This window comes from Aquimarina sp. KJ22-3 (assembly GCF_055808215.1).
In genome coordinates, this window is sequence record NZ_CM147859.1 from 4,582,338 (window position 1) to 4,607,005 (window position 24,668).

Genomic DNA, 24,668 nt, shown 5'->3' on the forward strand with positions numbered 1-24,668 from the left:
TGTTAATTTGATATAAAGTATCTCAGTTTGATATAAAAAGCTCTACCAGGTTGCTGTATCTCAAAATTGTCGTAGATCCTGGCATCTGTAATATTTCTTGCCAAAAGAGATAGGTTGTATTTTCCTTTATCAAAAGAATATCCCAGTTGTAGATTATGAGAAAACTGCTCTGGGATGATATCTCTATCTTCGGGATTCCCTTCTACAAAAGAGGTAAGCGGGTATTCATGTACATAATAGCTACCCCAGGAAATTGTAAATTGATCGTCTGGTGCGATCACACTATTAAATCTCCCCCTATTCTTGCATTTCCAAACAGATAAGGGATATTGGCAATACGCTGGTTCTTTAAGAAGTCTACCCCAGCATTTTCTCCTGCGTTTTGATCGATGATATTCTGATAAGTAGCATTGATATCCAAAAAGTATCGGTCGTGGAACAACGTTCTAATCTCACCTTCTACACCTGTACTTCTGGCATCTGCTGTGTTGTAGTATCGAGAAAAAATACCTTCGGATCGAATGGCAATAAAATTCTCGGATTCTCGTAAAAAGACATTGGTATCTACCTGAAGTTTAACATTAGAAAAATCTTTATTAAACAGTGCTCCCAGATTGGCATTGTAGCTCATTTCGGGTAACAGCTCTGGGTTTGATTTTAGAAGGAATCCATCTCCAAAAACTTCATATCCTTCAGGAATTCTGAATGTTCTCTCAAAAGATCCTTTGATCTGCAGATTTTCTAAAATCTTATAAGTAGTAGCAAACCCATAGCCCAATTCTTCAAAGGTATTTTCGAATCGAGTAAAACGATCTTCTTCAACACCAGTAAACAAATCTTCTAGAATCCCTTCAGAATTGAGCAGATATCCTTTGGTAAATAAAGAGGTGTTCCATCGGGCATCAAATGCTTTAATATCATAAGACAATCCAAATATGTCTTTATTGACAATATGAGGGTCTTCAAATGCGATTCTTCCTGTCCTCGCCGGATCTTCTCCTTTTCTACGGATGTAATTTTTGGTATAGTTGACATGTAGTGCATTGGACTCATTGAAGGTATAGCTTGCCAGTGCATTAATCAAGTGCAGATTGTCCTTAAATTCGAATAATGTTTTACTAGCCTCAAACTCTCCCAATGTTTGATCCCCTCGTTCTATAAAATTACCAAACCAGTCGTATTTACGAGAAGAAGTATCCACTACTTTCTCATTATTCTGAGTAATCGATCCATAAATTTTCAGTTTTAATTTCTCCTTCAGCAAGTCATTCTTTTCATAAGAAATGGATCCCGAAATCACGTCATTTTCGGTAAACACTTCTCCAAAAGGGTTTTGTGGATCTATGGGATGTTGTATTTCATTTTCGTTGGCAGAAACTGTGAACCCTATCAATAATTGATCTGCAAATGTTTGCTCGACCAAGCCTGTTTTTATGGTAATCATCTGCGAGTTATACGCATCATGAAATCGTTCTACATCATCTCTACGAATACCTGTATCATTACCCAGCGCATCTCGCACTTCAATCCCATCTATGGTATAGTTGTTATCTGAGTAGTTATAGAAGGATGAGAGTTGAATCATCCATCCTTTCTTGCCATAATACTGCCCATTTACTGTGGCACGATGGGTATTAAAAGAGCCCACATCATAAGACACATCCAAAAAATCATTTTTACTTCTATTGGTGATGATATTTACCGCTCCTCCTAATGCATCGGCACCCAGGTTTATGGGTACTACTCCTTTATACACCTCTGCTCTTTCTACCAAGGTCGCCGGAAAGTTATTTAGGGATAGTGAACTTCCGAAATTCTCTAAGGGAATCCCATCGATAAAAAACTTTACTTGCTTACCTGATAATCCATTAAGTGAAAAATCAAAAGAAGATCCCAGTCCACCGCGTTGTCGTACATTAACCCCTGGAATGGTTGCCAATACCGAATTGATATCAACACTCACATTTTTTAATCCTTTGGTTTGTACTACTTCAACTTCGAAAGCTTCTTCTCGAGTCTTTTGCGCTTGGTTTTTACCTTTTACGAGTACGTCATTTAGCTCTTCTATATCTTCCTTTAGAACTACTTGTAGCCGTTCTTGGGTCAAGGGTACAGTAATAGTAAGATATTCGGTCTTAAAACCTATATAGCTTACGATCAACGTATAATTTCCCTCTGGGACCGAAAAGCTAAATTGCCCATCAAAATCACTACTGGCTCCTGTATTTTGTAGTTCATCTATACGTATAGATGCTCCGGGTATCGGTTTTGAACTTTGATCCAAAACGACTCCTTGTACGACTTCTTGACCGCTACACAAAAGCGTAGCGAAAAGCAGGAAAAAAATGCTGTTTTTTCTTTTTAAAATCTTCACTGACGATAACTAATTTTTGTTTACTTTAGCGACCTGAGAAAAACTATTTATAATTGGTCTAAATAAACTTAGTTGCAAAATTAATAGCTCTCTAAGAAGAAAAATGACGCATTATGGATAAAAAAAGACGTAAAAAGACGTCGCCTACAACCAACAAAATACTTGAGAAACCGATTAACAGTCTCTATTCTATTACTACCTTAAACCAAGTATCAGAGCAGTGTGGAATTACCTCCAAAAAACATACTTTTTTGGAAACCTACGGTTCTGGTACTTTTGAAATTCATCAATTTGACGGGTTATCTATTATGATGTTTGATGCAGTTTTTAAAAGAGATATAGTAATTGAAGGATATATTCCCGATCAATTTCTAGAACTTTCTTTTTTGATCGAAGGAGAACAAATCATCAAAATAGAAGGGTTGCCACAAGATTTGATTTATGAAGGGCAAGAATGCTATTTCCTATATCTATCTGCTATCAAAGGGACAATATCTTATCGTAAACGAAAGTCTTTTAAAGAGGTGAAAATTAGAATGACCATGGATTTCATCAAAAGACATCGACTCGATGCCGCCTACAATATCCTTGAAAACTATTCATTGTTAAAAGTGAAAGATGACTTTTTGAGACCCTTATGCCCTAAAACTCAGGATATCCTTTCAGAAATTCTAACCGATCAACGAAAAGGATTACTAAAACGACTATTTCTAGAATCTAAAACCCTAGAATTAATCGCTTTGAAGCTGGAAACCCCTAACACATCAAAAACCAAAACAGCAACCCAATCGGATCATCTGATAAAAAAGCTATACCAAACTCAACACATCATCTCTTCTGACCTTTCGATTCAATATTCTATACAGCAATTATCTAAAAAGGTAGGGTTAAACGATTTTGTTCTTAAAAAAGAATTTAAACAGTTGTTTGGCAAAACTATTTTTGAGTATGCCACAGAACTTAGGATGAAAAAAGCAAAGCAATTGCTTCAACATAGCACAAAACCTATCTACGAAATCTCAGAATTAGTAGGCTACAAGAATTCTACCCATTTTACCGCAGCTTTTAAGAAAATAGAGAGTATAACACCTAAGGTGTATCGAAACAATACCAAAAAAAATGTATAACCATATTATCTTATCGGAACCTGTTTTAGTTTATTTTTTTCCGTCTTTTGTTGAGATAATTTATCTAAAATGAATTTTTGGAATCCTAAAGTCAATAATAGGTAGATAGGAATCAAACAAAGCACACCTATTACACCTAATTGTTGATATCCCAAAATGCCCATACCCCAGCAAATCAGAACCCATTGAATGACGTATATGGTAGTAACTCGTTTGCTACAATAATATAAAAACCGAATCACTCCGTTTTCTTTGACTCTAGTAACGATCTGATGCATTATCCATAATCCTACCAAATTAAACCCTGCAAGATAACAGACTCCTCCCGGACCCAAATGAAAATAGTCTCCAAAGTGATACTCAAAATTATAAAAACATAATCCTCCACCTAAGAGCATCAAAAGAACCCCTGAGATCCCCATTCTAGAAAAAAGATGATTCTCACTTCTATTCTCTTCCTTGTACCACATCCCAAAAAACATCCCAATCAGGATAAAAGAAGACCAAGGAAATACAGCAAAATAAACGTTCCATCCAGCTCCCCAGAGAAGATCCAACAGATAACTCACACCTGGAACCTCGATCTGAAAACCATGTACCTCCCTGGTCAACACAACAATACATCCGGCAATCAACAAAGGCACATATTTACTTTTTGAAAAATGATTAATCACCCCCATAAATAACAATGAAACTCCTGCCAATTGTAAAATATCTCCGGTTCCAAACATATAAATCATATTATCTACCGTTGCCGGAGCGGTCCATCCATAGGCTTCGATAAAATTATCCGGCATAAAACCTAACCAAATGGGAAAGATAAACTTCAAAAAGTTCATCAAATAACCTACAGCTAAAATGTATAAAGCTCTTTTGATAGACAACATAATACTTTGATTACGTGATAAGGTAAATGATACTCCCATCGCAATCAAAAAGATTGGTGTTCCTTTACCAACAAAATGAATTACTGTCCCTAACCAAGTTTCGGATTGGGTAATGGAGTTGCCATAAATCCATAAAGTATGTACCAACACAACCATGATCACCGCCAATCCTCGGGCAAGGTCTATTGCTAAAATTCTATTTTGACTACTCATGATTGCTTTCAATTTTTAATTCATTAGTTACTTTGTATATGGCTATGGGATTAGTGAGTGTACCCTTAAACTGTAGACTCTCGACTGGATCTGCCAAATCCAACATGTGTTTGGTGTTTTTTAGCTGTAATCGGTTAAGGCAACATCTTTTAAACTCAGGAGCGAATAGATCTATTTGCTTGAATTTTTCTAAAAGTTGGGGGTTTGCCGCCTGATATTTCAAAACACACTCAGCGACCTTTTTCCAAAAAATAGCCTCGTCATACCCTCCTTCCTGTACTAAAATGTTTGATAAGAACCTGAAGAAACAATCAAAGACATCCGTAAAAATGGCAAGTGCTTTTATTTCATCATCAGCTTCTACATATAAGCGTTTTGCTTTTTCAGGCAAATCAATCGTATGATCAAAAATGGCAATCTCTTCGGTAATATCTTTCATAATTGCCTTTACGGGAATATCATCTTCTAAAACCAAAATTAGATTCTCCCCATGAGGCATAAACACCAATTCATATTGATATAAACAATGTAAAAGTGGGGTAAGGTAGGCGTTAAGGTAGCGTTCTAACCAAATCGCTACAGACACCCCTGATTTCTTAATGGTTTCTACAACCAAAGATTGTCCATTATTGTCCAGATGCAATAGAGCAGCCATGGTGATCAATCTTTGTTTCTTGTTAATCTTTAGATATGGACTTTCCCTCCATAAAGCTGACAACATTTTGTTATGGGGTTTGGTTTTTCCCAAGGTCTCATAGTAGCGATTTCTGTACCCTACGGTAGCTATTTCTCCTAACATAGTAAAACCTGTTTCGCGCAAAAAATCATCATTTTCCAATAGATCCGAAATCCATTCGGTAATTACCGGAGTACTTCCCATATAATAAGGAGATAATCCTCTCATAAAGCCCATATTGAGAATAGACAATGCTGTTTTGGTATACAGTTTTTCGGGATTGGTAGTATTAAACAAAGTTCGAATGGATTGTTGTGCTGCATATTGGTCTGTGCCTTCACCAAGCAAAACAATGAACCGTTGGGCTATGTCCTGGGCAAAAATGGTACTGATCTTATTTTCCCATTGCCATGGGTGCACAGGCATAAAAATGTAATCCTGGGTGTCTAGTCCTTTTTTACTTAACTTTTGATTAAAAGTCTGTAATAGATCAGGGCCTAATTCTTTTTCTATTAAAGTCCCATATGGATATAATGCTATGCTATGAAAATCTGCTTTGGTTTTGTGGGCTGCGATCCAAACTAACGAAAATGTGGTCGATACTTCTGGGGCGAAATGATGATACTGTGAATTATTAAAACCTATGCGACCATTATTGGCTACAAAACACGGGTGCCCCTCGGTCATCGCTTTTTCTACCTGCTGAAAATCGGCTTCGATTAAAGCTACCGAATCAAATTTTTGATCGGCATACTTATAAGCAGCTCCAAAAAGAGTACTGGTAATCTCTTCCATATAAGTAGGCAACATCGCATCCGGTATCTGTAAGGTGTCTTTTAGTTCCAAAATAAAATCCAATGCATCTAATTCTACTTCTTTCCCTTCTCTTGTTTTGGTAATGGATAAGAGATCTATATGTAAGTGATCTAAAACCTGCTTTTGGGCTTTAAAAAAATATGCTGTTTCAGGAAAATCCGTGGTTAATTTATAGATAGTCCAAGGCTCTTCCTGTCCTATAATTTCAAGATCTAAAATTAGTTCATGCGCAAACTCGCTTATCGCTTTCCGAATTAAATTTCGGTTTACGATAGCCCAAATTTCTGGATCGAGATGGTCGATTTGCTCTGTTAATACTGAAGTATTTGGTGTTGTGTTCATTGTTTTATTTTTTGTGATGGCATTTTTGTAATCCTGTCGTGTACATACTGCCAATCCCGCTTTTTTATGAGGTAACTGAATAGTCTTGAGGTATTGAAATCCTGCTTTGGTATTCAAAACATGAATCTTATTATTTTCGATATCTGGTTCTACTACGATTCTCTTGGTATCTGATTTGGAAAACAAAAAATCCATAACGGTGGTAAATACATTCCAGGTAAAATTTGAGATTTTTTGCTCTACTGGTGCTACCAAAATGTGCATCCCTACATCTCCATCTAGTACCGGATAATACGCTCCAACTACATCATTGCTTGGATCATAATATTCCATCAAAAAAATAGGAGTGTCATTTAGCATTCCCATACAAGCATGATGAGACGTATGCCCTACTATTTCTTCGTATTCCTTTGCTACCTGATCGATACTGTACTCCTGCATACCCCAGTATTTGGAATATGGGCGAGTCACCCAATCGTAAATCGTTTTTGTATCTTTCTTGAGATCAAAAGATCGGAGTTGAATTTCACCTAAACCTTCTACATTTTTGGTGAATAACACCTCCTCTTGTTTCTTTATCATATCCATATCAGGTAGTTTTCAGAATTAATTTTTTGATTGTTGTTTTGAAAAAGATTAGGAACAAGCCTAAGGTGACTGCAAAACCAATCCAGGCAATGGTAAAGGGTATTTGCAATCCATAATGATCTACCAAAATCCCTACAAAAAAAGAAGCCATCAAGACACCCAGATTTTGAAAAAAATGGACTTTACTATAATCCAGAGCATAACTTTCTGGGGTACTGTATTCAAAAAGTAATACATCAAATCGTACAATAGCCCGAAAGACTGCCCACCCATATAGTATCCTTCCTAGTATTATGATTCCAGACACAGGAACTCCTTGTATCCATAAACCAACAATCCCGATGCATAAAGGGATTATGATTCCGCTATTGGCTTTTTCTTTTTGGTTGCATCCCACCAAAGCACTAGAAGCGCTACTATGGCAGGTATGGCATAGATACTACCCGATATAAGCTTACTGTCATAAATGGATACATACTCCCAATACGACGAAAAAAAGGTCTTGTAATAAATCCACTGGCATAGAGTACTAATGTGGTAACGCCTATTTTAAGCACAAATCCTTTTGGAAAGAGTTTATCAGGGATGTTGTTTTCCTTTGGTTCCTCAATATTCCTGGAAGTCACATACTTCTTAGTTTTCAACAAATAAGCACTCATCACCATTTGTACAAAATCACCAAGAGCCATAATGATAAAAATATAACTAGCATCAATAAAATCTACGGTTACTCCACCGATTACTGCGCCTAAAACACCTCCCAAATGCACCACTACAGAAAGTAGCGCTATGGTTTTGGGGTGTTCTTTTTTGGTGCTAATTTTTAGGATATACGGATATACCAACAAATAACTCCCTTTAAACAAGATCATGATTAATGAGATGATCCAAAAATTGATATACGAAGTTGTACTATAGCAGCATAGAGCTAATATTCCAGCAATGCATTGCGTATATACCAAAATATGAAGCTCTGCGACTTTTTTAGCGATGTATGCCCAAAAAGGAAAAGACAACATCACCATAAAACAAATGGCTGCAAAATAATATCCTACTTTATCGGGATCCGTAATTCCGAAGCGAGCTTCAAAAAACTGAGGATAAAAAGGATGCAATAGATAATCGCTTACCACGGCTACCAAAGTCATTACGATTAGGAATCTCTTCATTCTACCCATTCTTTGTTCTGGACCTCTTCTTCTGCACTCACCCCAAACTGCTGAAAAGCAATTCGTTTTTCGATAGGGTAATAATCTGTTCCTGTAAGTTCCTTGATGATATATGAATTACGATAGCACGCCATCCCCAGATCCGGAGTCACAAATCCATGGGTATGTAGTTCTGCATTTTGTACAAAAATATCCTTGCCCAGATGATCTATAGCATAATTACGATGTACTTGATATCTCCCTTTTTCATCCCATCGAATTCGATCTTTGATCCCTTCTACAAATTCTGGTTTTCTATAACCGTAACCCGTAGCCAATATCAATCCATCGGTTTGATGCTGATAGTGCTTGCCCTCTTCCATTTGATGAAATTCTATGTAAAATCTATCTAAAGCATCATCGTAGGTGGCTTGTTTAAGCTCAGAATTTGTTCGGAGGTTAATCTTTACGGCATTAGACAGTTGTTTGGTATAAATAAGATCAAAAATATCTCCAATCAGATCTTGATTAATCCCTTTGTATAAGTGTTTTTGATTTTTAATCAAGTGATCTCGCTTTGCCGAAGGAAGGTTGTAAAAATAATCTACATACTCGGGAGAGGTCATTTCTAAAGTTAGTTTGGAATACTCTAATGGAAAAAATCGGTTGGATCGTGTTATCCAATTCAATGCATAACCTTTGTTATCTACTTCTTGTAACAAATCATAAAAAATCTCTGCAGCACTCTGTCCGCTTCCAACAACGGTGATTGATTTTTTGGATTGTAATTCTTCTTTTACTGAAAGATAAGTCGAAGAATGAGCTGCATGGTCCTGTAATCCTTTACAAGTATCCGGAATATAAGGGCTAGTTCCTGTTCCTAAAACCAGTTTTTTGGTTTTATAAACCTTATGTTCTGCAGTTTTGCCACAATAGGTAAAAACGGTATAATATTCTTTTTCCGGATCGTAGCTAACGTTAGTGACTTCAGTTTGAAAATGAATATTGGATAATTGTTGTATTACCCATTGGCAATATCTGTTATACTCTTCTCGTAATACCAAAAAGTTTTCCCTAATGTAAAAGGAGTAAATACGTCCTTTTTCCTTTAAATAGTTTAGAAAACTAAAAGGACTTGTTGGATCTGCAAGAGTGACCAAATCTGCCATAAAAGGAATCTGAAGGGTAGTTCCCTCCAGCATCATTCCACGATGCCAATCAAAAGATGCTCTTTTATCCAAAAAGACGCCTTCTAGCTCTGCTATAGGTGCGGTTAAACAGGCTAGTCCCAAATTCATAGGACCTACACCTACGGCTACAAAGTCATATATATTTTCTTGCTGTATTGTGGTATCCATTTTAATTGTAATTTTTATAGGTTTTCGCGGTTTCTTTAATCATTTCGATGATATGTAACAAATCATCAATGGTACTTTTGGGATTGAGTAAGGTAAATTTCAGGTAGGTATTTCCATTAAATTTTGTACTTGCCACAGAGGCTTGACCCGACTTAAAAAGCGTATTTTTTATGTACAGGTTTACTGCATCAATATCTTCTTGGCTAGCAACATGACGAAATACCAAGGTGCTCAGTTCTGGTTTATGCACCAATTCGAAACATGGGTCATCCTTAAGGCTATGGTACAGATCTAATGCTAGATAATGTACTTTCTCCAAGAAAGAACCAATGGTCTTTGCCCCCGTCATTTTTAACGTGAACCATAATTTTAAGGCATCAAACCTGCGGGTTGTTTGTATGGATTTTTCAATAAGATTTGGGTAATCTTCATTTCTATGCTCCAGCGGATTAAGATAATCCGCATAATAAGAGACATATTTGAAGTTTTTGGTATCCTTTACCAAAAAAGCACTGGAACAAACCGGTTGAAACATGGTTTTATGGAAATCAATGGTCACAGAATCTGCTTGTTCGATACCTTTAAGAAGATGTTGATGCGTTTCGGTTAGGACATAACTACCACCATAGGCTCCATCGACATGAAACCAGATACCGTACTCCTTGGCAATTTTGGATATGGTTTGTATAGGATCAAAACTCCCAAAATCTGTTGTCCCTGCGGTTGCTACTATCCCGATGGGAAGATTCCCTAATTGTTTCTCCTTTTCTATCGCCTGCACCAAAGCGTCGGGCTTCATTTTCATGGTATCATCTGTTGCCACTGGAATGACAGAATGATACCCCATCCCTAACAATGCTGCGTTCTTCTGAATACTGAAATGTGCTTTTTCTGAACAAAAGAATCGAAATTTAGATACCTCACTTGACCATCCATTTTCTTTGAGGTTAAGTCCAAAGTGTTTGAACGCATAATCATCTCTGGCAAGCAGTAGCCCCATAAAATTGGATTGTGTTCCGCCGCTGGTGAAAACTCCATCTGCGGTCTTGGGAAGTTTCATTGCATCACAAATCCATCGAATCATTTCCTGTTCAATAAAAGTAGCTGAAGTGCTCTGATCCCAGGTTTCTACTGCCGTGTTTACCGACGAGGCTATCAAATCTCCTACCAATGCTGGCAATAATACGGGGCAATTGAGATGAGCTACATAATTGGGATGATGAAAAGCAATGGTATGATCCAGAAAAAGTGTTTTAATCTCCTGTAACGCTTCGTCTATAGATAAATTCGTGTTTTCGTCTATAGCTACTAGGCCAGATTTTGAATCAAAATCACTTTGAAAATCACCACTATAAAATTGATCTCTATCCAAAAAGGATTTGATGTGTTGCGTAGCTTTATGAATGTATTCTTCGTAGGTATACTTGGATTTCGAATCAAATAATTGATCGATACCACCCTTGGTTGTAACTGTTGTTTGTGTGTCGAGGAGCATTTCTTTAATTTTATTTAATCTAAATAAGCTTTACAAAACTACATGCACCTCATCAAAGATTGATGACGAATTTTGGATAAAAAAAGACGTGGATTATTCAAAACATCATCGAAATGAAAAAAAACTCACCACATTAACACTTGATTATCAATAAACTATCGTTTTGAATGTCACTAGTATAAAAAAAGCCGCCTAAAAATTTAGGCGGCTTTTTTTATACTATTATGTTGTTAACAAGAAGTAAAAGGTATCATCAACTTACAAAAGGATCACTCCATTTTGTGTCCGTATATACATTGGTTCCTGATAAGGTTTTTATAAAAGCTTCTAACGCCAGAATATCTGTTTCGGTTAGATTCAGGTTTTGACCATTGGCTCCTGGTCCACCTCTTAATCGATTATCTAAATTTGTATTGCCTGTAGCATCTATTTCATTGTAATGTTCTATAACATTCACCATAGTTGCTGAACTGGCATCATGCATTAAGGCTCCATTCAAGATTCCTTGATAGTTAAAAATATCTCTCAAGGTTGGAGCTCTGGTAACTATAAGATCGGTGGCAGTAGGATCTCCAAATACCCCGATAACCCCATTATTTAAACTCATAGGATCAATATCGAACTCAGGAGCTCCATGACAAGTAATACAACCTGCACCGTTTTGATTGGGTGGTGTAAAAAACAAGGTCTTCCCTAGATTTTCTTGATCTGTAAAATTAGGAAAGGGTTGATTATCGTTTTGCACTTGTGCTCTTCCAATATCATATTTGGCATCAAATGATTGGATGCTACGTATAAATTGTGCTAAACTTTCTTGCAGACGTTCTTCGGTAATCGTTGTATTTCCGTAGGCAAACTCAAACAGTTCTTGATAATACTCCAAATCGGCTAACTTTACTAATAAATCAGACAAATCCGGTGCCCCATCTTGCCCACTAAATCCCATTTCGGCATGATCCTGTATAGGTTGTGTAGTTTGCTCTTCCAGGGTATTTGCTCTTTCATCCCAAAAGAAACGGGTTTCTCTTGCAAATCGAGAGTTGATTAAACGCATACTATGTCTGCCCGTTACTCCATTCACTCCTGTACTAACATTAGCATTGTCGCCAAAAGCAAAAGCTTGTTGATGACAACTAGCACAAGCAATAGTATTATCTACAGATAAATTTTTATCATAGAATAAAACTCTACCCAAAGTAGCCTTTGCATCTGTAATCACATTGGTATCTGTATTGTCCTTTGTAATATAAACAGGAATGTCTTGATTGGCATAATTATATAGATTGCTTAAATCGATATTGTCTCCAAAGATTTGTTGAAGCACAGAAGATTCTGTTCCGTCATCCGGAACATCTACATCATTATCATCCCCAGAACAGGAGATTAACATTAAAAATCCAGTAATACCAAGTAGTCTGTTTATAGTCATATTTTGGGTTTTTGTGGTTGTCCGTAGATGTAAGACTACTAAACCTAGAAAAGGTTTAAGCTGTACCCAAAATATTTGATGAATGTGGAAAATCTAAGTTTTTGATTCAAGGTGTATCTTGAACTATCCTAATTACAAGTAGAATATAAATATACAAGAATTCTTGTAATCAGTTTTGTTTGTAAATTCTCTGTAAAAGAACATACAAACAAAACCAACTACAAATTACCTTGATAATTCAATTTTACGCCTGTGCGTTTTGCGGAGCCCAGTGCGAACAAAGCATTCCTGGAGCTGCTTTTTCTGGATTTGCGCAACCACTTTCTTCATAACGAACACATGTCACACAATTTCTATTATCCTTTAAAGCTTCCTGCATCTTGAAACTATCACAAGTATAAATTCTGCTTACCATAACTTTATGGATGGCACATACATTTTTGTCTAACAAATTTTCACAATTTGCGCACGTATTTCCTAATCGAATAGCCATTTTTAAAGGGTTTTAAGTTTCTTATAAAATTAGGAATACTCGTATATAGAAACAATATAAACAAGTGTATTTCATTGATTTATAGTTAGATTGATTAAAAATTAGGTGTCCTTTTTTCTTTTCCCTTAAGTCTAGTGAAGTATATCTTACTTATTAAGATAATTTAGATAGACTTTATATACTCTTCCAAATTTACATCTTCGGTAAGGTTCATCTTCTTACGCAAACGACTTCTCGATTTTTTTACAGCATCCAAAGATGTAAATCTCAGTCTTGCAATTTCTTTTCTACCCAGAGACATTCGTAAATAGGTACAAATTTCAAGATCCGTTTTGGTTAAATTAGGATGCACTTTTGCCATTCGCCTGGCAAATTCATAATTCAAGGTTTCGATATCACTTTTGATCAAGTTGAGTTGCGAGTCTTCTATTAGTTCTGATTTTAACTCCGCAATAAGGTTTTGAATAGAAATGGAGTCGTCTTTGGAAGCTACCTTTTTAAGGTTTTCAACTAGTTTCTCTTTTGATTTTAACTGCTGAAACGTCTCTGAGCGCAATTCCAAAATCTCTTCTTCTTTTTCTACCATACGATCAGACATGGTTGCCATATCCGTTGATAATTTGATCAACTGCCTTTGCGCTTCCTTTTGCATTCTATTATTCAAAACAATCTGAAATCCTACATACAATAACAATCCATAATTGATCAAATATTGGGTTTGGATCACCAAAACAGCATTAAGTAAATCATTTATCAATATCACTGATGTAATCGCCAGGCTTATAAACATTCCTCTGGCATATGGTCTTTTATCTTTTATAGCTCTGATCATTTGATAAAAACCAATTAAAATGACAATCAATCCAAACACCTGAAAAAACGGAGCACTGTATGTACTATAAAAAACAGGTGCTACAATTACATATAAAATCCCAAATGCAGGAATCCAGATACTTAAACGGACCCACTTTGAAGAAAAATATCCAGGAAACAGAGAAAAATGATACATCAACACAGCTCCTAAAGCTCCGTAGTACCCTATGTACCTCATCTTTTGCACAATTTCGAACGAAATATCAGGGAAGAAGTAATAGATCAAAGCTTCTCCCACAAAGAGTTGCCTCGAGGCTCCAAACAAGCAGAACAATCCAAAATACAAGAAGTAAGAATATTTTGGGAAGCTTACATAATACAGTAGCTGGTATATCCCAAAAATTAGAATCAAAAAGGTAATCACTCCTTCAATAAGTAGTTTGGTTTGATTTTTATTGATGAAATATTCAGCTTCCTGAATCTTGCTCCTCAGTGCAAAACCTCCTCCTGATCGATGTTTATGGTTAGAGACCAACAGCATAATATCCAAGTTATTTTCATTGGGTAATTCCACCCTTAGCGGACGTCCATCGATGTGTTCCTGATCCGCTTTTTGAGAAATTTTCCCATGCTCTACAATCTTTTTACCATTAATCCATACCTGAGCAGCAGCAAAGCATCTGGGCAATGTAAGTAGTAACGAATTTTGAGTATTTGGTCTTTTTACAAAAATCCGAAATGTCCCATATCCTTTTGCTTCATCAATTTTTTGTTTCCAGAGCGCGGTTGGCCAACTAATCGTATCCACTAATGTTAATAATGATGGATCATAGTTTTTGTCCTGGTCTATTGGCCATTGTTTCCAATAAAAAAGACTCTCTCCTCTTAAAATAATCTCGGGATATTGATCAAAATCCCAATCCGAAATGTCAATTGTAGCATTTTGTATTATTCGGGTTTCCTCAAATTTTGAGGTACAGCTAACAAGAAATATGGAAAGAATGCCCATCGTAAATATCAAGAGTATCTTTTTACTTAATGATATTTTTAAGGATCTTAATCGCTTCATTGATGTATTGGGATAATGCAATATCAAAGATAACCCAAAATATTAGGAAGCCTCACATTTTTAAAAGTGCATTTCACAATTACGTATCCTTACGAATTCTGTAAAAAGAAAAAAGCTTCACTATAGATGAAGCTTTTTTTATAACTTTCGTTTGCCTAATTATTCTATAACCATACGTTTAGTATCAATCTTTTGTCCATCAACATATAATGTATAAAAATAGGTTCCCGATGCCAGTCCCTGACTTGTGATATTCAACTCACCTTCTCCTCGATCTTTTAATTCAACAGTAGAAACTACTTGCCCATTACTATTGCTAAATACTATAGAGGCCGAATTAACCGATTGCGGCAGGTAATATCGAATTGATGAAGTATTATTAAAAGGATTTGGAATGTTTTGATATAGTATTGCCGTTTGCCCTTTATTAGTATTGTTGTCTACAGCATCAATGCGTTGTTCTATGGTTTCGAGACGATTAATTAAATCGTCAATCAACTCCTGCTGAACGGCATTCTCATTCTGTAATGCTGCCATTTCTGATTGCATATCTGATAATAGTGGCGCTAGATCTACGGATACTGAAGTTCCGTTTTCGATATCGATCGTAAGATCTGTATTTGTTAATGTGGCAGCGGTAAGGTTTTGAGTATCGGTGTTCACGTAAGCAGAAAGATCGATTGTATTTCCATTACTAATGCTTAGCAGATTATTCGTCAATCCCAAGGTTTGACTATCTGTGCCTGTTCCATCCTGAAACGCAGAAAGATCCACTGTATTAATTCCACCTGAGATACTTAAGGTGGTACCACTTAATGACAACTCCTGATTATCAGTATTATCTAAATAATTGGATAAATCTACTGAAGTAGCATCATTTGTTAAGCTCAAGGTATTTCCTGAAAGCTCTAAATCTTGGGTGTCAGTATTATCCAAATACCCAGATAGATCTACAGTGCTAGCATTACCTGTAATACTCAATGTATTTGTGGACAAGGATATTGCTTGTGCATCGGTATTGTCCAAATACCCTGAAAGATCAATAGCAGTAGTTCCTCCGGAAATACTCAAGCTATTGGTTGACAATGATAACTCTTGATTATCGGTTTGTGAAGTCCAGGTTAATGTACCGGCCCCGTCTGTAGTTAATACTTGTGATACCGTACCATCTGTAGTTGGAAATTGATAATTTCCTCCAATATTTAAATAACCTGCAATTTGGAAGTTCCCCCAGAACTTAAAGCTGCAGTTGGAGCCTCTCCTTCGGGACCCCAGGTAAAACCCAGAGATGAAAAATCAGGAGCTGTAAATCGCAAGCTACCCCCACTAGTAGTAATAGGGCCATAGGCATTTTCTATTTCTGTAGTATACACCTCTTTTATTTGATACCTATTTATACTGGCCACTCCTCCTTGAAACGTTAGTATCTTGTTATCTTCGATATTTAAATTTCCGACATTATTAATATTTTTCCCGTTCAAATCTAAAGCTGTAGTAGCGGTATGATTTCCCAAATTATCCGAAAGCAAAGATGTCCAATCACTACCATCCCACATATAAACCGCATTGTCTTCGGTATCATATACGATCATACCTGCATTGGTCGTGTCTAGATTTAATGATGACCTCTGCGAGTTGGTCAATCTATTTAATAACAACCCTTTATTGGTATCCGCTAATTCTAAAGAAGCTTTACTACTTGGAGCATCGGTACCAATCCCTACACTTAGAGGATAGGTTGCTCCTCCTAATACCATGGTATTTGCAGAAGCTGCGTTTGCTTCGTTTCCAATAGCATACGAATACTTTGCAGACGCTCTTGCTCCTTTACCCAAAGCTACCGACAACGAATCTGTAGCCTGCGCCTGATAACCTAGTGCAATATTATAGTTAGCACCGGATCCTGTCCCTGAATCATCAACTTTGGCTTGATATCCAATAGCAATTCCTCCATCGGTTTGTGCTATCGCATTAGCACCAATGGCAATAGCTTCGGTATTATCTACGTCTACAGCAGTTCCAATACCAACAGCATTAGACTGATCTATAGTATTTTGATATCCAATCCCAATAGAATAATCTGCATTTGCACTCATATTGGTTGTATATCCTAATCCAATGGCTCCGACTCCCCTAATATCTCCTTCGGATCCCATTCCTACTACTTGATGCGCGTCTATAAAAAAACTATATCCCAAAACAGCAGCATCATTACCTCCATCATTAGAACCTCCACCATCTAGCTCAGAGTAGGCTCCTATTATTGTATTTCTTGCATTATACAATTGCCCACTACCATTAAAACCTGAAGCAGCAGTGTTGGAAAAATCTGCATACGCCCCTATCATGACATTATCACTACCCTGTCGATTGGTATACCCTGTTTTATACCCTAAATACGTATTATTATTTGAACTAGTGGTAACGTTAGTTCTATTGTTATCAAAACCAGCTTCAGCACCTACAAAAGTATTGTAGCTAGAATATTCAGTAGAAGCACCCGCTGCTGCACCTATCATCGTATTATAAATACCACTATCGATATCTGTTCCTGTAGAATCTCCAACCGCAGTATTATGATGACCTTCTTTAACATCTGCCAGAGAATTGGATCCTATTCCGGTATTTCTATACCCAGAACCATTACCAGATCCCGTGTGACCTGTATTCTGACCTCCTGATTGATTACCGATAAAGGTATTATCATTACCTGTTTGAATATTTGCTCCTGCATCTTCCCCAATATAAGTATTTTCATATCCAGTAGTATTGGATGCACCGGACTCTTCGCCAATAAAGGTATTATCATATCCCGTCGTATTTTTTGCTCCAGAATCTGTACCCATAAAAGTATTATCAGCACCTGTTGTATTTAATGTTCCTGAATACCCACCTACAAATGTATTGTCTATCCCAGTAGTATTAGTATACCCAGATAAATATCCAACAAAAACATTTTCTGAAGCTGTATTATTTTTTCCTGCTCCAAATCCAACTAATGTATTTTGAGAGCCCGTAGTTACCTTCGTTCCTGTACTATCTCCATACATCGCATTATAACTTCCGGAAGTAATACTTTCTCCTGACGCGGTACCCGATAGTTCATTTAAAGTCTGTGCTTGCGTAGTTAAAATTGCACCACAAAAAAGAGCAATTATCCATAGTAATTGTTTATCCATAGTATTAAGGGGTTAAAATTTGGTTGGCACAAAATAAACCCACATACTTCTTTACACCCAATGAATAGGGGGGACAAATGGGGGGACAACTGTTCTAGCCATACAATATTTAGTCAGAAATAATAAAAAACGGCTGTTATCCCCCAATAACAGCCGTGACCAATTTAAATCATGTAGGTATCATCCCTTGGTAATACCTCTCTTTTTTCGAATGTGTTATGTAAGATTATCCACATCATCCAAGATATATCTACATTTTTCTTTACACTTTCAAAAGACAACCTACTACATATTGCTCATAGTATGTGTTAGATTTCTTTATTGATTTGCATGAGATCAAATTTCGTAATTAACTCCTATCTAGACTAGTACAAATCGGCCAAAAACTATCTTTTTTCCGACATCATCAAATAAAGAATTTAACTCTCCCGACACCACGCTATAAATCTGATTACCAACAACTAAAGCACACCGAAAAGACTTCTATAAGCTATTGAATTCTAAAATACACCATACCTCTGAATCGCTAGTAAAAGAAGGAAAATAGATCACGGTCGAATAAGGTCCGAAGGTTTGATCGCGAATTCTTTTTTAAAACATTTTGAAAAATAGGAAGGGTTTGTAAAACCAGCCTGAAAAGCAATTTCGGCAATACTATGTTGTTGCTTAAGCAGTAGTTCCTTGGCCCGATTGAGACGCACAGAACTAATGAGTTTATTCGGTGATTTATTGGTAATGGATTTTAGTTTTCGCTGTAACTGTCGTTCACTAATCCCAATCTCTTGACAAAGCATTTCTACCCCAAAATTTTCATTGCTCATATGATGATCAATGTTTTGAAGTACTTTACCCAAAAAAGAATCGTTTGCATGGATCTTATCCTGATCTACCTTATATTGTGAGGTGTTAGATTTTGGTTTTTCGGTAATTGTAAATAGTAATAGCGATTGACCAGATTCGGTTTTGAAGACAGACTTATATGGAGTGAAACTCACATTGGTACCGATCAACAGATTTTTTACCGTTTGTGTTACTATGATCTGGCTAGGCATAGGATCTTTGAATATCGTCGCGGCAAAACCTTCGGTTTCTTCACAGATACAACGCCTGATATAGCATTCTTTGATATCAATACCTAACGATAGCTTTGCATTGTGTTCTTGCATTAGATGTACCAGATCGGTACTACAATGCACTGCTTTGCTCGGGCCTTCAAAAGTAGCGGTAAATGTTTGTGATGTGTAGGAAGCTATTTGTCCCTGGTGTTGATTAACACATTTACGGATGAGTTGCTGATGTAACTTATTATCTTCAGAAACCTCCAGATGACCAATCATCACGGTATACAACTTTTTTTCATATACTGGTTCTGGTTCGATATTCAGGATAAAGCTCTTCATCTCTGCCAAAACAATATCTGTGTTTCCTACCCAAAACAAATGATCATTTCCTTCGAGTTCCACAAACTTTGCCCCTGGAATGTGTTTTGAAATAAACGCTCCTTCTTCAATTTTTACATCAATATCATCGGTTCTTTGTAATAACAAAGTAGGTACTTTTATAGAACTTAAAATATCTACAATATCTACCTGAGTATTCATTTTTGTCAACACCATGGCTGCTCTAGGACTTGCCCCCGAACGAAAATAATTTGCTAGCCACTCCATAAAAACGGGGTCATCGGTTTTTGAAGGCGCTAGAGACTCCAGATTCATTTCTCCGCTTCCCCAATTGCTCTCGATCATATCATAAACCTGCTGCCGTTCTTGATCTGTAGGCGCCCAGGGATAATCCTCAGCATATCTCCGTTTTGCAAAAATCCCGAAAGTGATCAACGAAATCACACGTTCTGGATAAGTCGCACTAAACAATGCCGAGACGCTACCTCCTTCAGAATGACCAAAAAGTATCGCTTGTTCTGATCCTACAGCATCCATTACCACTGTGACATCCTCCATTCGTTCTTCGAGTGTTGCAAAATCTACCACTCTATCCGAAAGCCCAGTTCCTCTTTTGTCAAACAAGATTACTCTTGCAAACTTGCCGAGTTCTTCAAAAAATTCACCAATTCTGGACAAGACCACATCAAATCGATATTGGATACCCATCCAGGAATATAAACCAGATCCACCGATCCGGAACCAAAAACCTGATAGGCTATATTAATATCTCCACTCTTGGCATATGCTGTTTTAGGTTTCATCATCGTATATCGTTAATTCATGCATCGTAAAACTAGAGAAAGTAACCCCTGGAACCTGATTAGTGGTATGCACAATATGTATACGTACTCCTAAAAGTTGTTAAAAAGTGGGGTACATTATGTAGACATCAAAAAAATAAAACACTGCAAATCAGTTTTTTAAATCAAAATACATACCTCAAAAGTTTGTGATTATACTGCTTTTTCGTTTTCTAATTGAATCAAATACGATAGGATTTCTTGTTCTGGAGTCAGTTTCATCTTCTTCCGAAGTCGATATCTTGCAGTTCGTGCACTGTCTGGAGAGATCCCCAAAATACTAGCCATTTCCTTTACATTAAGGTTTAATCGTATCAGCGAACAAATTTTTAAATCATTGGTACTTAAGTCAGGGTGGGTTGATTTTAACTGGGTGTAAAATCCTTGATGTGCATCTTCAAAAAATCGGCTAAAATCTTCCCAATCCTTATCGATACTCATATTCTTCCTAACGATCTTATTAAGATCTGCAATTAACTTGTTTTTTTCTACCGAAGACGTTTTTTGAATTTGCTGTATAGTCTTTTGAATTTGCTGTACAATTTCATTCTTTTTGATGAAGTTAAGCGTATACGAACTCAATTCTTTGTTTTTGAAATCCAGTTGTTGTTTGAGCTCTTGCTGTTTTAACTCTGCATTTTCCAGTTTTTTCTGACTCAATTCAAAAGCAGATTCCAGAAGTTCCTGATTTTTTGCAACAAGTTGTTTACTTTTTTGAGCCCGTTGTTTATAGATTACAAAAATAAAACTCCCTCCTATTGCTAATATAATGGTCCCCATTAACAATAAATATTGAATCAACCGATCTTTCTTTTCTTGTGCCTTCAAACTTTCCAGAGCTTTATCTCTTTTCTCCAGTTCATTTTCGAACTCCATATAGGCTATTTGTTTCGATTTCTCCAAATTAAAGAGAGAATCCCTAAGAATGATATATTGTTCATAAAATTCATAGACTTCTTCGGGATTGCCTTGTTGTTTTTTAAGTTCTTTTAGTTCTTCGTAAGCCAATAGTTCATACTTTTTTAAACCATTTTCTTTGGCCAGTTGTAGTCCTTTGTTTAATTCTATCGCCGATTCTTCTAATCGACCAGATAACCTCAAAATTTTGCCATGAAGAATCAGGTTATTGGTCAAACCATCAATATCACTCACTATGCTTCCCAACTCCATTGATCTTTTTACATGATAGTACGCCTGTTCAATTTCATTTTTATGAAGATACAACATCCCTAATTTACTATGTGCTTCTGCAATACCATAGGTAAAATTAGAATCGGTATGCATTTGCAGCGCATCGGTAAGATATCGTAAGGCCTCTGTATCTTGTCCTTGCTCTATGAGCATCGTTCCGATTTTTGTAAACGTAGTTGCAATTCTGCTTTTTAATCCCAACGCCGTAAACTCATTAATCGCTTGCTTGTAATAATACTTAGCTTTTTTATACTCTTTGAGATCTGCGTATACCATCCCTATATTGAGTCTTGTATTGGCAAGACCTGTCTTATCCTCAATTTCCTGATATATCTTGTGAGATGCATTCAAATATTGTAGCGCCATGTTGAGATCTCCTTGCGCCCAAAAGGCAACACCTACAACCCGATTCGCTCGGGCTTCGCCGTTTCTATACTTGAGTTGCTGAGATAATTGTAATGCTTTTGTACCAAAATTGATGGACTCATTAGCATCCATAATCCAATACTCGTAGCCAATTGTATTTAATAAATCTACTTTTGGGATATCTTCTTTTTCATGCACATTTAATTGATGCAAAAGACTATCTATTTTTTGAAGTTTTGCAAAAGATGATGTAGACCACAAACCAAAAAGGAATCCAAGAACTAGGTAAATACTAGTTTTTTTTGCAGGTATCAGTTTTTCAAATAGACAAAAATTCATCCAAAAATGACGGTTACAGGAATTAGTGGCTTTAGGTTTTTTTAAATTCCCATAAAACTACTTATCATTTTTTTAATCCAATCTGTAATAAATGTTAAATCCGAGAGAAGTTGTATCATTTTAAACACCTTATAACAAAGACTCGATTTATTTATTAAAAATTCAACAGAATGTTATCACTTTTCATAGGAAGTCAACCGCTAATAATTTCATTCTTCTGTTTGGTATTTTTCCTTGTACAAGATGATCAGATTGCAGAAGGAAATGATAAAACCTGCAGAAAACAGATAACACAGAAATAAAAGAATAACAAGTTGTAACCTATTGGATGTGATACTTTCTTTGGTCCAGGCTTTTTCGGGATCCCCCAAAACAATCATCATTCGTTCGTTTCTGGCGGGTAAAAATCCATGAGCTACTTCAAATGCATCAAAAGGATTATTATTTACAAACTCATTCCCTATAACAATATCTTTCTCCAGATATGGCAGTGTTTTGGTCTCTCTAGCATAATGATAGGTTGCATATACACCAACAAAAAGAACTATAAACTCTATAGAAAGGCGCATCCAGGTTCTTATCACCTTATTTCTTAAGGAATATAAAATCAAAAATCCTGCAAGAACTGTAGCAATGAACACTCCAAACTTCACAAAAAACGAAGTATTCTCGTCGGCCGCATACCAAGAGGGTAATGGTATGATAAAAGCTCCTGTTATCGAAACTATCCAGGTACTAAGTAAAGTAATTTCTTTCCAAACCTCTTTTAATTTTGAAACTAACATCAACTTATTTTTTGGGATTGCTAAGACTAATGTTTTTTCTTCTTCACCATTATTACTCATGATTAAATGTAATTCTGGTTCACTAACACGGTTCTCTTTCTCTAACCAAAACAAATAATATCCGGGAACAAAATCCTGGGATGCATTCTGAGTGGGTTGATTAAACCGAAAACGCTTAATTTCCTGTTCTTTTTCAAAAGATAACTTTCCAAATACAAAAAAACCTTCTTCTTGTCCTGAGTTGATCACTACCTTAATTTTGGTAGTTGCGTCATTCTGGGCAGTATTCTTAATGGTTTGCAGTTTGGCTTCATAATCCTGAAAAATAGCATTCAGCATAAATATTTTGTCAGTTATCTGATCAAAATTTTGATCCATATTCGCCAAAATCTTTTGTGTTTCTCGTAGTGTGGATAGGTATTCTGTAGTAAGCGCATATTTTTCATTGCATTTTTCTAATAATGGAAATAATTCCCGATGTTTTTCATTTAATTGATTATAGGCGTTGATCAATTCCTGGTCTGTTGAAGTTGATATCTTCTCTTCTAGTTGAGTAATCGCTTCATTTGTCTTTGCTAAAATTAGCGTTAGATCATTGGTTTTTGGGGCATAACTCGCACAACTGTGTATGAAAACTATGGCAAAAACCAGAATAATACTGTTATAAAGATGTTTCATGTGTAATCTCTTTCTGCTGTTGGTTGTAGTATGTTATACTTATCTATAAAATTAGATCAACACCCGCTATTCTACTACTACAAAACCGACAAATCCATAAAGATTTACGACCACAATTCTTTCTCTTTAGGGCTCTTTTACTATTCCTTTTTACAACTATAAAAAACCCGACATCTCTGTCGGGTTCTTGTTATGATGCTATGGGTTCGATAGCACTATAAGTAAAAAACGAAATCAAGCTCTCAATTGCACCGATTCCAGGTTTTTAATCGGATCGTTAAGGTTTATTTTTTTCCTTGCTCTGTTTTTGGAACAAACACGTTGATCGTTAAAAAGTAAGGACTTTTACCATATTGAAGTACATTACCAAGAGAGTCCACATGTTTATTTCGGCTCTCCATCATGTTTTTGGCAAATCGGAAATCCATTTCTCCATCGACAGGAGATTGAGGAGGTACATTACATCTCGCTCTTGGACTGATCCCAATCATTTCTACGTCTCCCATCTGAAATCTAACCCCAACTCCTGGTTGTACATACAGCTGTTCTTCCCAAAATGCTTCGACTCCTGAGAGTTCGATATTAGAACGAAATCTAAGACGCATATTTTCCAGAGAGTATCGATCCAAATCCTCTTGCAAATACTGTAACGAAGCTTCGCTTACTACTGTTACGCTACTCTCAAAAGGAATGTCCATCAACCTCCCTTGCTCGTCTTGTATCAATCGAAGCTTGATATCAAAGAAATCGCTTAGATAGTTGTTCAAATCGGTATTCTCTTCTCTTAGCTCGAATCCAATAGGATCTTTAGCTGTTTTTTCGGTAAAATACACCATTCCTTCTTCAAGGTCGTAGGTAGTTTTTAGCTGATTCACAAGGCTGGTTCTTTTGCCGTTAACATATCGCCCATCTTCGTCAACCATGGCAAAAATTCTATCATTTTTTAACGAATGCATACCGATTTCGGCTTCTTCTACTTCTAAAAACCCCAAAGACTTGATAGGATATATCCTTAGTTTTGAAATAATTGGTTGATTCATACCATCTAGATTATGTTTAT

At 36.4% G+C, this 24,668-nt stretch carries 19 protein-coding genes; 1 reads left to right on the forward strand and 18 read right to left on the reverse strand.

The genetic code is table 11. From position 1 onward, the window contains the following. Positions 1-2 precede the first annotated feature (2 nt). Complete coding sequence (locus tag AC0L3Q_RS21025; RefSeq protein ID WP_473282631.1) at positions 3-281, reverse strand: hypothetical protein; 279 nt, start codon at positions 279-281, stop codon at positions 3-5. Continuing rightward, positions 278-2,374: a TonB-dependent receptor gene (locus AC0L3Q_RS21030; RefSeq protein WP_473282633.1), complete on the reverse strand. Its 2,097-nt coding sequence runs from the start codon at positions 2,372-2,374 to the stop codon at positions 278-280. Before AC0L3Q_RS21030 ends, AC0L3Q_RS21025 begins: the two co-directional genes overlap by 4 nt. A gap of 113 nt (positions 2,375-2,487) precedes the next feature. Between AC0L3Q_RS21030 and AC0L3Q_RS21035 the strand changes: the two genes are divergently transcribed. Further along, positions 2,488-3,501, forward strand: coding sequence for a helix-turn-helix transcriptional regulator (locus AC0L3Q_RS21035; RefSeq protein WP_473282635.1), 1,014 nt, complete (start codon positions 2,488-2,490; stop codon positions 3,499-3,501). Between the two features lie 5 nt (positions 3,502-3,506). Here AC0L3Q_RS21035 and AC0L3Q_RS21040 read toward each other — a convergent pair whose 3' ends face one another. The 16 genes from AC0L3Q_RS21040 to AC0L3Q_RS21115 all read right to left on the reverse strand — a co-directional run bounded on the left by AC0L3Q_RS21040 (position 3,507) and on the right by AC0L3Q_RS21115 (position 24,648). Beyond that, positions 3,507-4,601 (reverse strand): heparan-alpha-glucosaminide N-acetyltransferase domain-containing protein, encoded by a 1,095-nt coding sequence (locus AC0L3Q_RS21040; protein WP_473282637.1) that lies wholly within the window; start codon positions 4,599-4,601, stop codon positions 3,507-3,509. After that, the gene (locus tag AC0L3Q_RS21045) at positions 4,594-7,023 is read right to left on the reverse strand and encodes a GNAT family N-acetyltransferase (protein WP_473282639.1); all 2,430 of its coding nucleotides are present in this window, start codon (positions 7,021-7,023) and stop codon (positions 4,594-4,596) included. Before AC0L3Q_RS21045 ends, AC0L3Q_RS21040 begins: the two co-directional genes overlap by 8 nt. A 1-nt stretch (position 7,024) precedes the next feature. After that, positions 7,025-7,420, reverse strand: coding sequence for a hypothetical protein (locus AC0L3Q_RS21050; protein WP_473282641.1), 396 nt, complete (start codon positions 7,418-7,420; stop codon positions 7,025-7,027). Between the two features lie 19 nt (positions 7,421-7,439). Beyond that, the gene (locus tag AC0L3Q_RS21055; protein WP_473282643.1) at positions 7,440-8,192 is read right to left on the reverse strand and encodes an MFS transporter; all 753 of its coding nucleotides are present in this window, start codon (positions 8,190-8,192) and stop codon (positions 7,440-7,442) included. After that, positions 8,189-9,529, reverse strand: a complete 1,341-nt coding sequence (locus AC0L3Q_RS21060) for a lysine N(6)-hydroxylase/L-ornithine N(5)-oxygenase family protein (RefSeq protein ID WP_473282645.1) — start codon at positions 9,527-9,529, stop codon at positions 8,189-8,191. Before AC0L3Q_RS21060 ends, AC0L3Q_RS21055 begins: the two co-directional genes overlap by 4 nt. 1 nt (position 9,530) lies before the next feature. Further along, positions 9,531-11,024: a pyridoxal phosphate-dependent decarboxylase family protein gene (locus AC0L3Q_RS21065; RefSeq protein ID WP_473282647.1), complete on the reverse strand. Its 1,494-nt coding sequence runs from the start codon at positions 11,022-11,024 to the stop codon at positions 9,531-9,533. A 253-nt stretch (positions 11,025-11,277) separates the two neighbouring features. Next, entirely contained in the window at positions 11,278-12,453 is a 1,176-nt protein-coding gene (locus AC0L3Q_RS21070; RefSeq protein ID WP_473282649.1) for a cytochrome-c peroxidase, read from the reverse strand. 244 nt (positions 12,454-12,697) lie between these two features. After that, entirely contained in the window at positions 12,698-12,946 is a 249-nt protein-coding gene (locus AC0L3Q_RS21075) for a hypothetical protein (protein ID WP_073319185.1), read from the reverse strand. A gap of 163 nt (positions 12,947-13,109) precedes the next feature. Continuing rightward, positions 13,110-14,780, reverse strand: coding sequence for a 7TM diverse intracellular signaling domain-containing protein (locus AC0L3Q_RS21080; protein ID WP_473282651.1), 1,671 nt, complete (start codon positions 14,778-14,780; stop codon positions 13,110-13,112). A gap of 207 nt (positions 14,781-14,987) precedes the next feature. Continuing rightward, positions 14,988-15,914 (reverse strand): T9SS type A sorting domain-containing protein, encoded by a 927-nt coding sequence (locus AC0L3Q_RS21085; RefSeq protein WP_473282653.1) that lies wholly within the window; start codon positions 15,912-15,914, stop codon positions 14,988-14,990. 116 nt (positions 15,915-16,030) lie between these two features. Beyond that, positions 16,031-18,007, reverse strand: a complete 1,977-nt coding sequence (locus tag AC0L3Q_RS21090) for a beta strand repeat-containing protein (RefSeq protein WP_473282655.1) — start codon at positions 18,005-18,007, stop codon at positions 16,031-16,033. Positions 18,008-18,555: 548 nt separating this feature from the next. Next, positions 18,556-20,085, reverse strand: a complete 1,530-nt coding sequence (locus AC0L3Q_RS21095) for an alpha/beta fold hydrolase (RefSeq protein ID WP_473282657.1) — start codon at positions 20,083-20,085, stop codon at positions 18,556-18,558. Continuing rightward, positions 20,034-20,213: a hypothetical protein gene (locus AC0L3Q_RS21100; RefSeq protein WP_473282659.1), complete on the reverse strand. Its 180-nt coding sequence runs from the start codon at positions 20,211-20,213 to the stop codon at positions 20,034-20,036. The genes AC0L3Q_RS21095 and AC0L3Q_RS21100 overlap by 52 nt, the downstream gene beginning before the upstream one ends. A gap of 189 nt (positions 20,214-20,402) precedes the next feature. Beyond that, on the reverse strand, positions 20,403-22,145 hold the full coding sequence (locus AC0L3Q_RS21105; protein ID WP_473282661.1) for a tetratricopeptide repeat protein: 1,743 nt from the start codon (positions 22,143-22,145) through the stop codon (positions 20,403-20,405). Between the two features lie 209 nt (positions 22,146-22,354). Further along, on the reverse strand, positions 22,355-23,608 hold the full coding sequence (locus AC0L3Q_RS21110; protein ID WP_473282663.1) for a hypothetical protein: 1,254 nt from the start codon (positions 23,606-23,608) through the stop codon (positions 22,355-22,357). Between the two features lie 284 nt (positions 23,609-23,892). After that, positions 23,893-24,648, reverse strand: a complete 756-nt coding sequence (locus AC0L3Q_RS21115; RefSeq protein ID WP_473282665.1) for an MOSC domain-containing protein — start codon at positions 24,646-24,648, stop codon at positions 23,893-23,895. Between the last annotated feature and the right edge of the window lie 20 nt (positions 24,649-24,668).

What these genes read in the sequence shown, in the direction of transcription:
- AC0L3Q_RS21075 (WP_073319185.1), bottom strand. Translation starts at nt 12,946, where the DNA reads ATGGCTATTCGATTAGGAAATACGTGCGCAAATTGTGAAAATTTGTTA.
- AC0L3Q_RS21070 (WP_473282649.1), bottom strand. Translation starts at nt 12,453, where the DNA reads ATGACTATAAACAGACTACTTGGTATTACTGGATTTTTAATGTTAATC.
- AC0L3Q_RS21065 (WP_473282647.1), bottom strand. Translation starts at nt 11,024, where the DNA reads ATGCTCCTCGACACACAAACAACAGTTACAACCAAGGGTGGTATCGAT.
- AC0L3Q_RS21090 (WP_473282655.1), bottom strand. Translation starts at nt 18,007, where the DNA reads ATGGATAAACAATTACTATGGATAATTGCTCTTTTTTGTGGTGCAATT.
- AC0L3Q_RS21040 (WP_473282637.1), bottom strand. Translation starts at nt 4,601, where the DNA reads ATGAGTAGTCAAAATAGAATTTTAGCAATAGACCTTGCCCGAGGATTG.
- AC0L3Q_RS21105 (WP_473282661.1), bottom strand. Translation starts at nt 22,145, where the DNA reads ATGAATTTTTGTCTATTTGAAAAACTGATACCTGCAAAAAAAACTAGT.
- AC0L3Q_RS21110 (WP_473282663.1), bottom strand. Translation starts at nt 23,608, where the DNA reads ATGAAACATCTTTATAACAGTATTATTCTGGTTTTTGCCATAGTTTTC.
- AC0L3Q_RS21045 (WP_473282639.1), bottom strand. Translation starts at nt 7,023, where the DNA reads ATGGATATGATAAAGAAACAAGAGGAGGTGTTATTCACCAAAAATGTA.
- AC0L3Q_RS21060 (WP_473282645.1), bottom strand. Translation starts at nt 9,529, where the DNA reads ATGGATACCACAATACAGCAAGAAAATATATATGACTTTGTAGCCGTA.
- AC0L3Q_RS21055 (WP_473282643.1), bottom strand. Translation starts at nt 8,192, where the DNA reads ATGAAGAGATTCCTAATCGTAATGACTTTGGTAGCCGTGGTAAGCGAT.
- AC0L3Q_RS21035 (WP_473282635.1), top strand. Translation starts at nt 2,488, where the DNA reads ATGGATAAAAAAAGACGTAAAAAGACGTCGCCTACAACCAACAAAATA.
- AC0L3Q_RS21115 (WP_473282665.1), bottom strand. Translation starts at nt 24,648, where the DNA reads ATGAATCAACCAATTATTTCAAAACTAAGGATATATCCTATCAAGTCT.
- AC0L3Q_RS21100 (WP_473282659.1), bottom strand. Translation starts at nt 20,213, where the DNA reads ATGATGAAACCTAAAACAGCATATGCCAAGAGTGGAGATATTAATATA.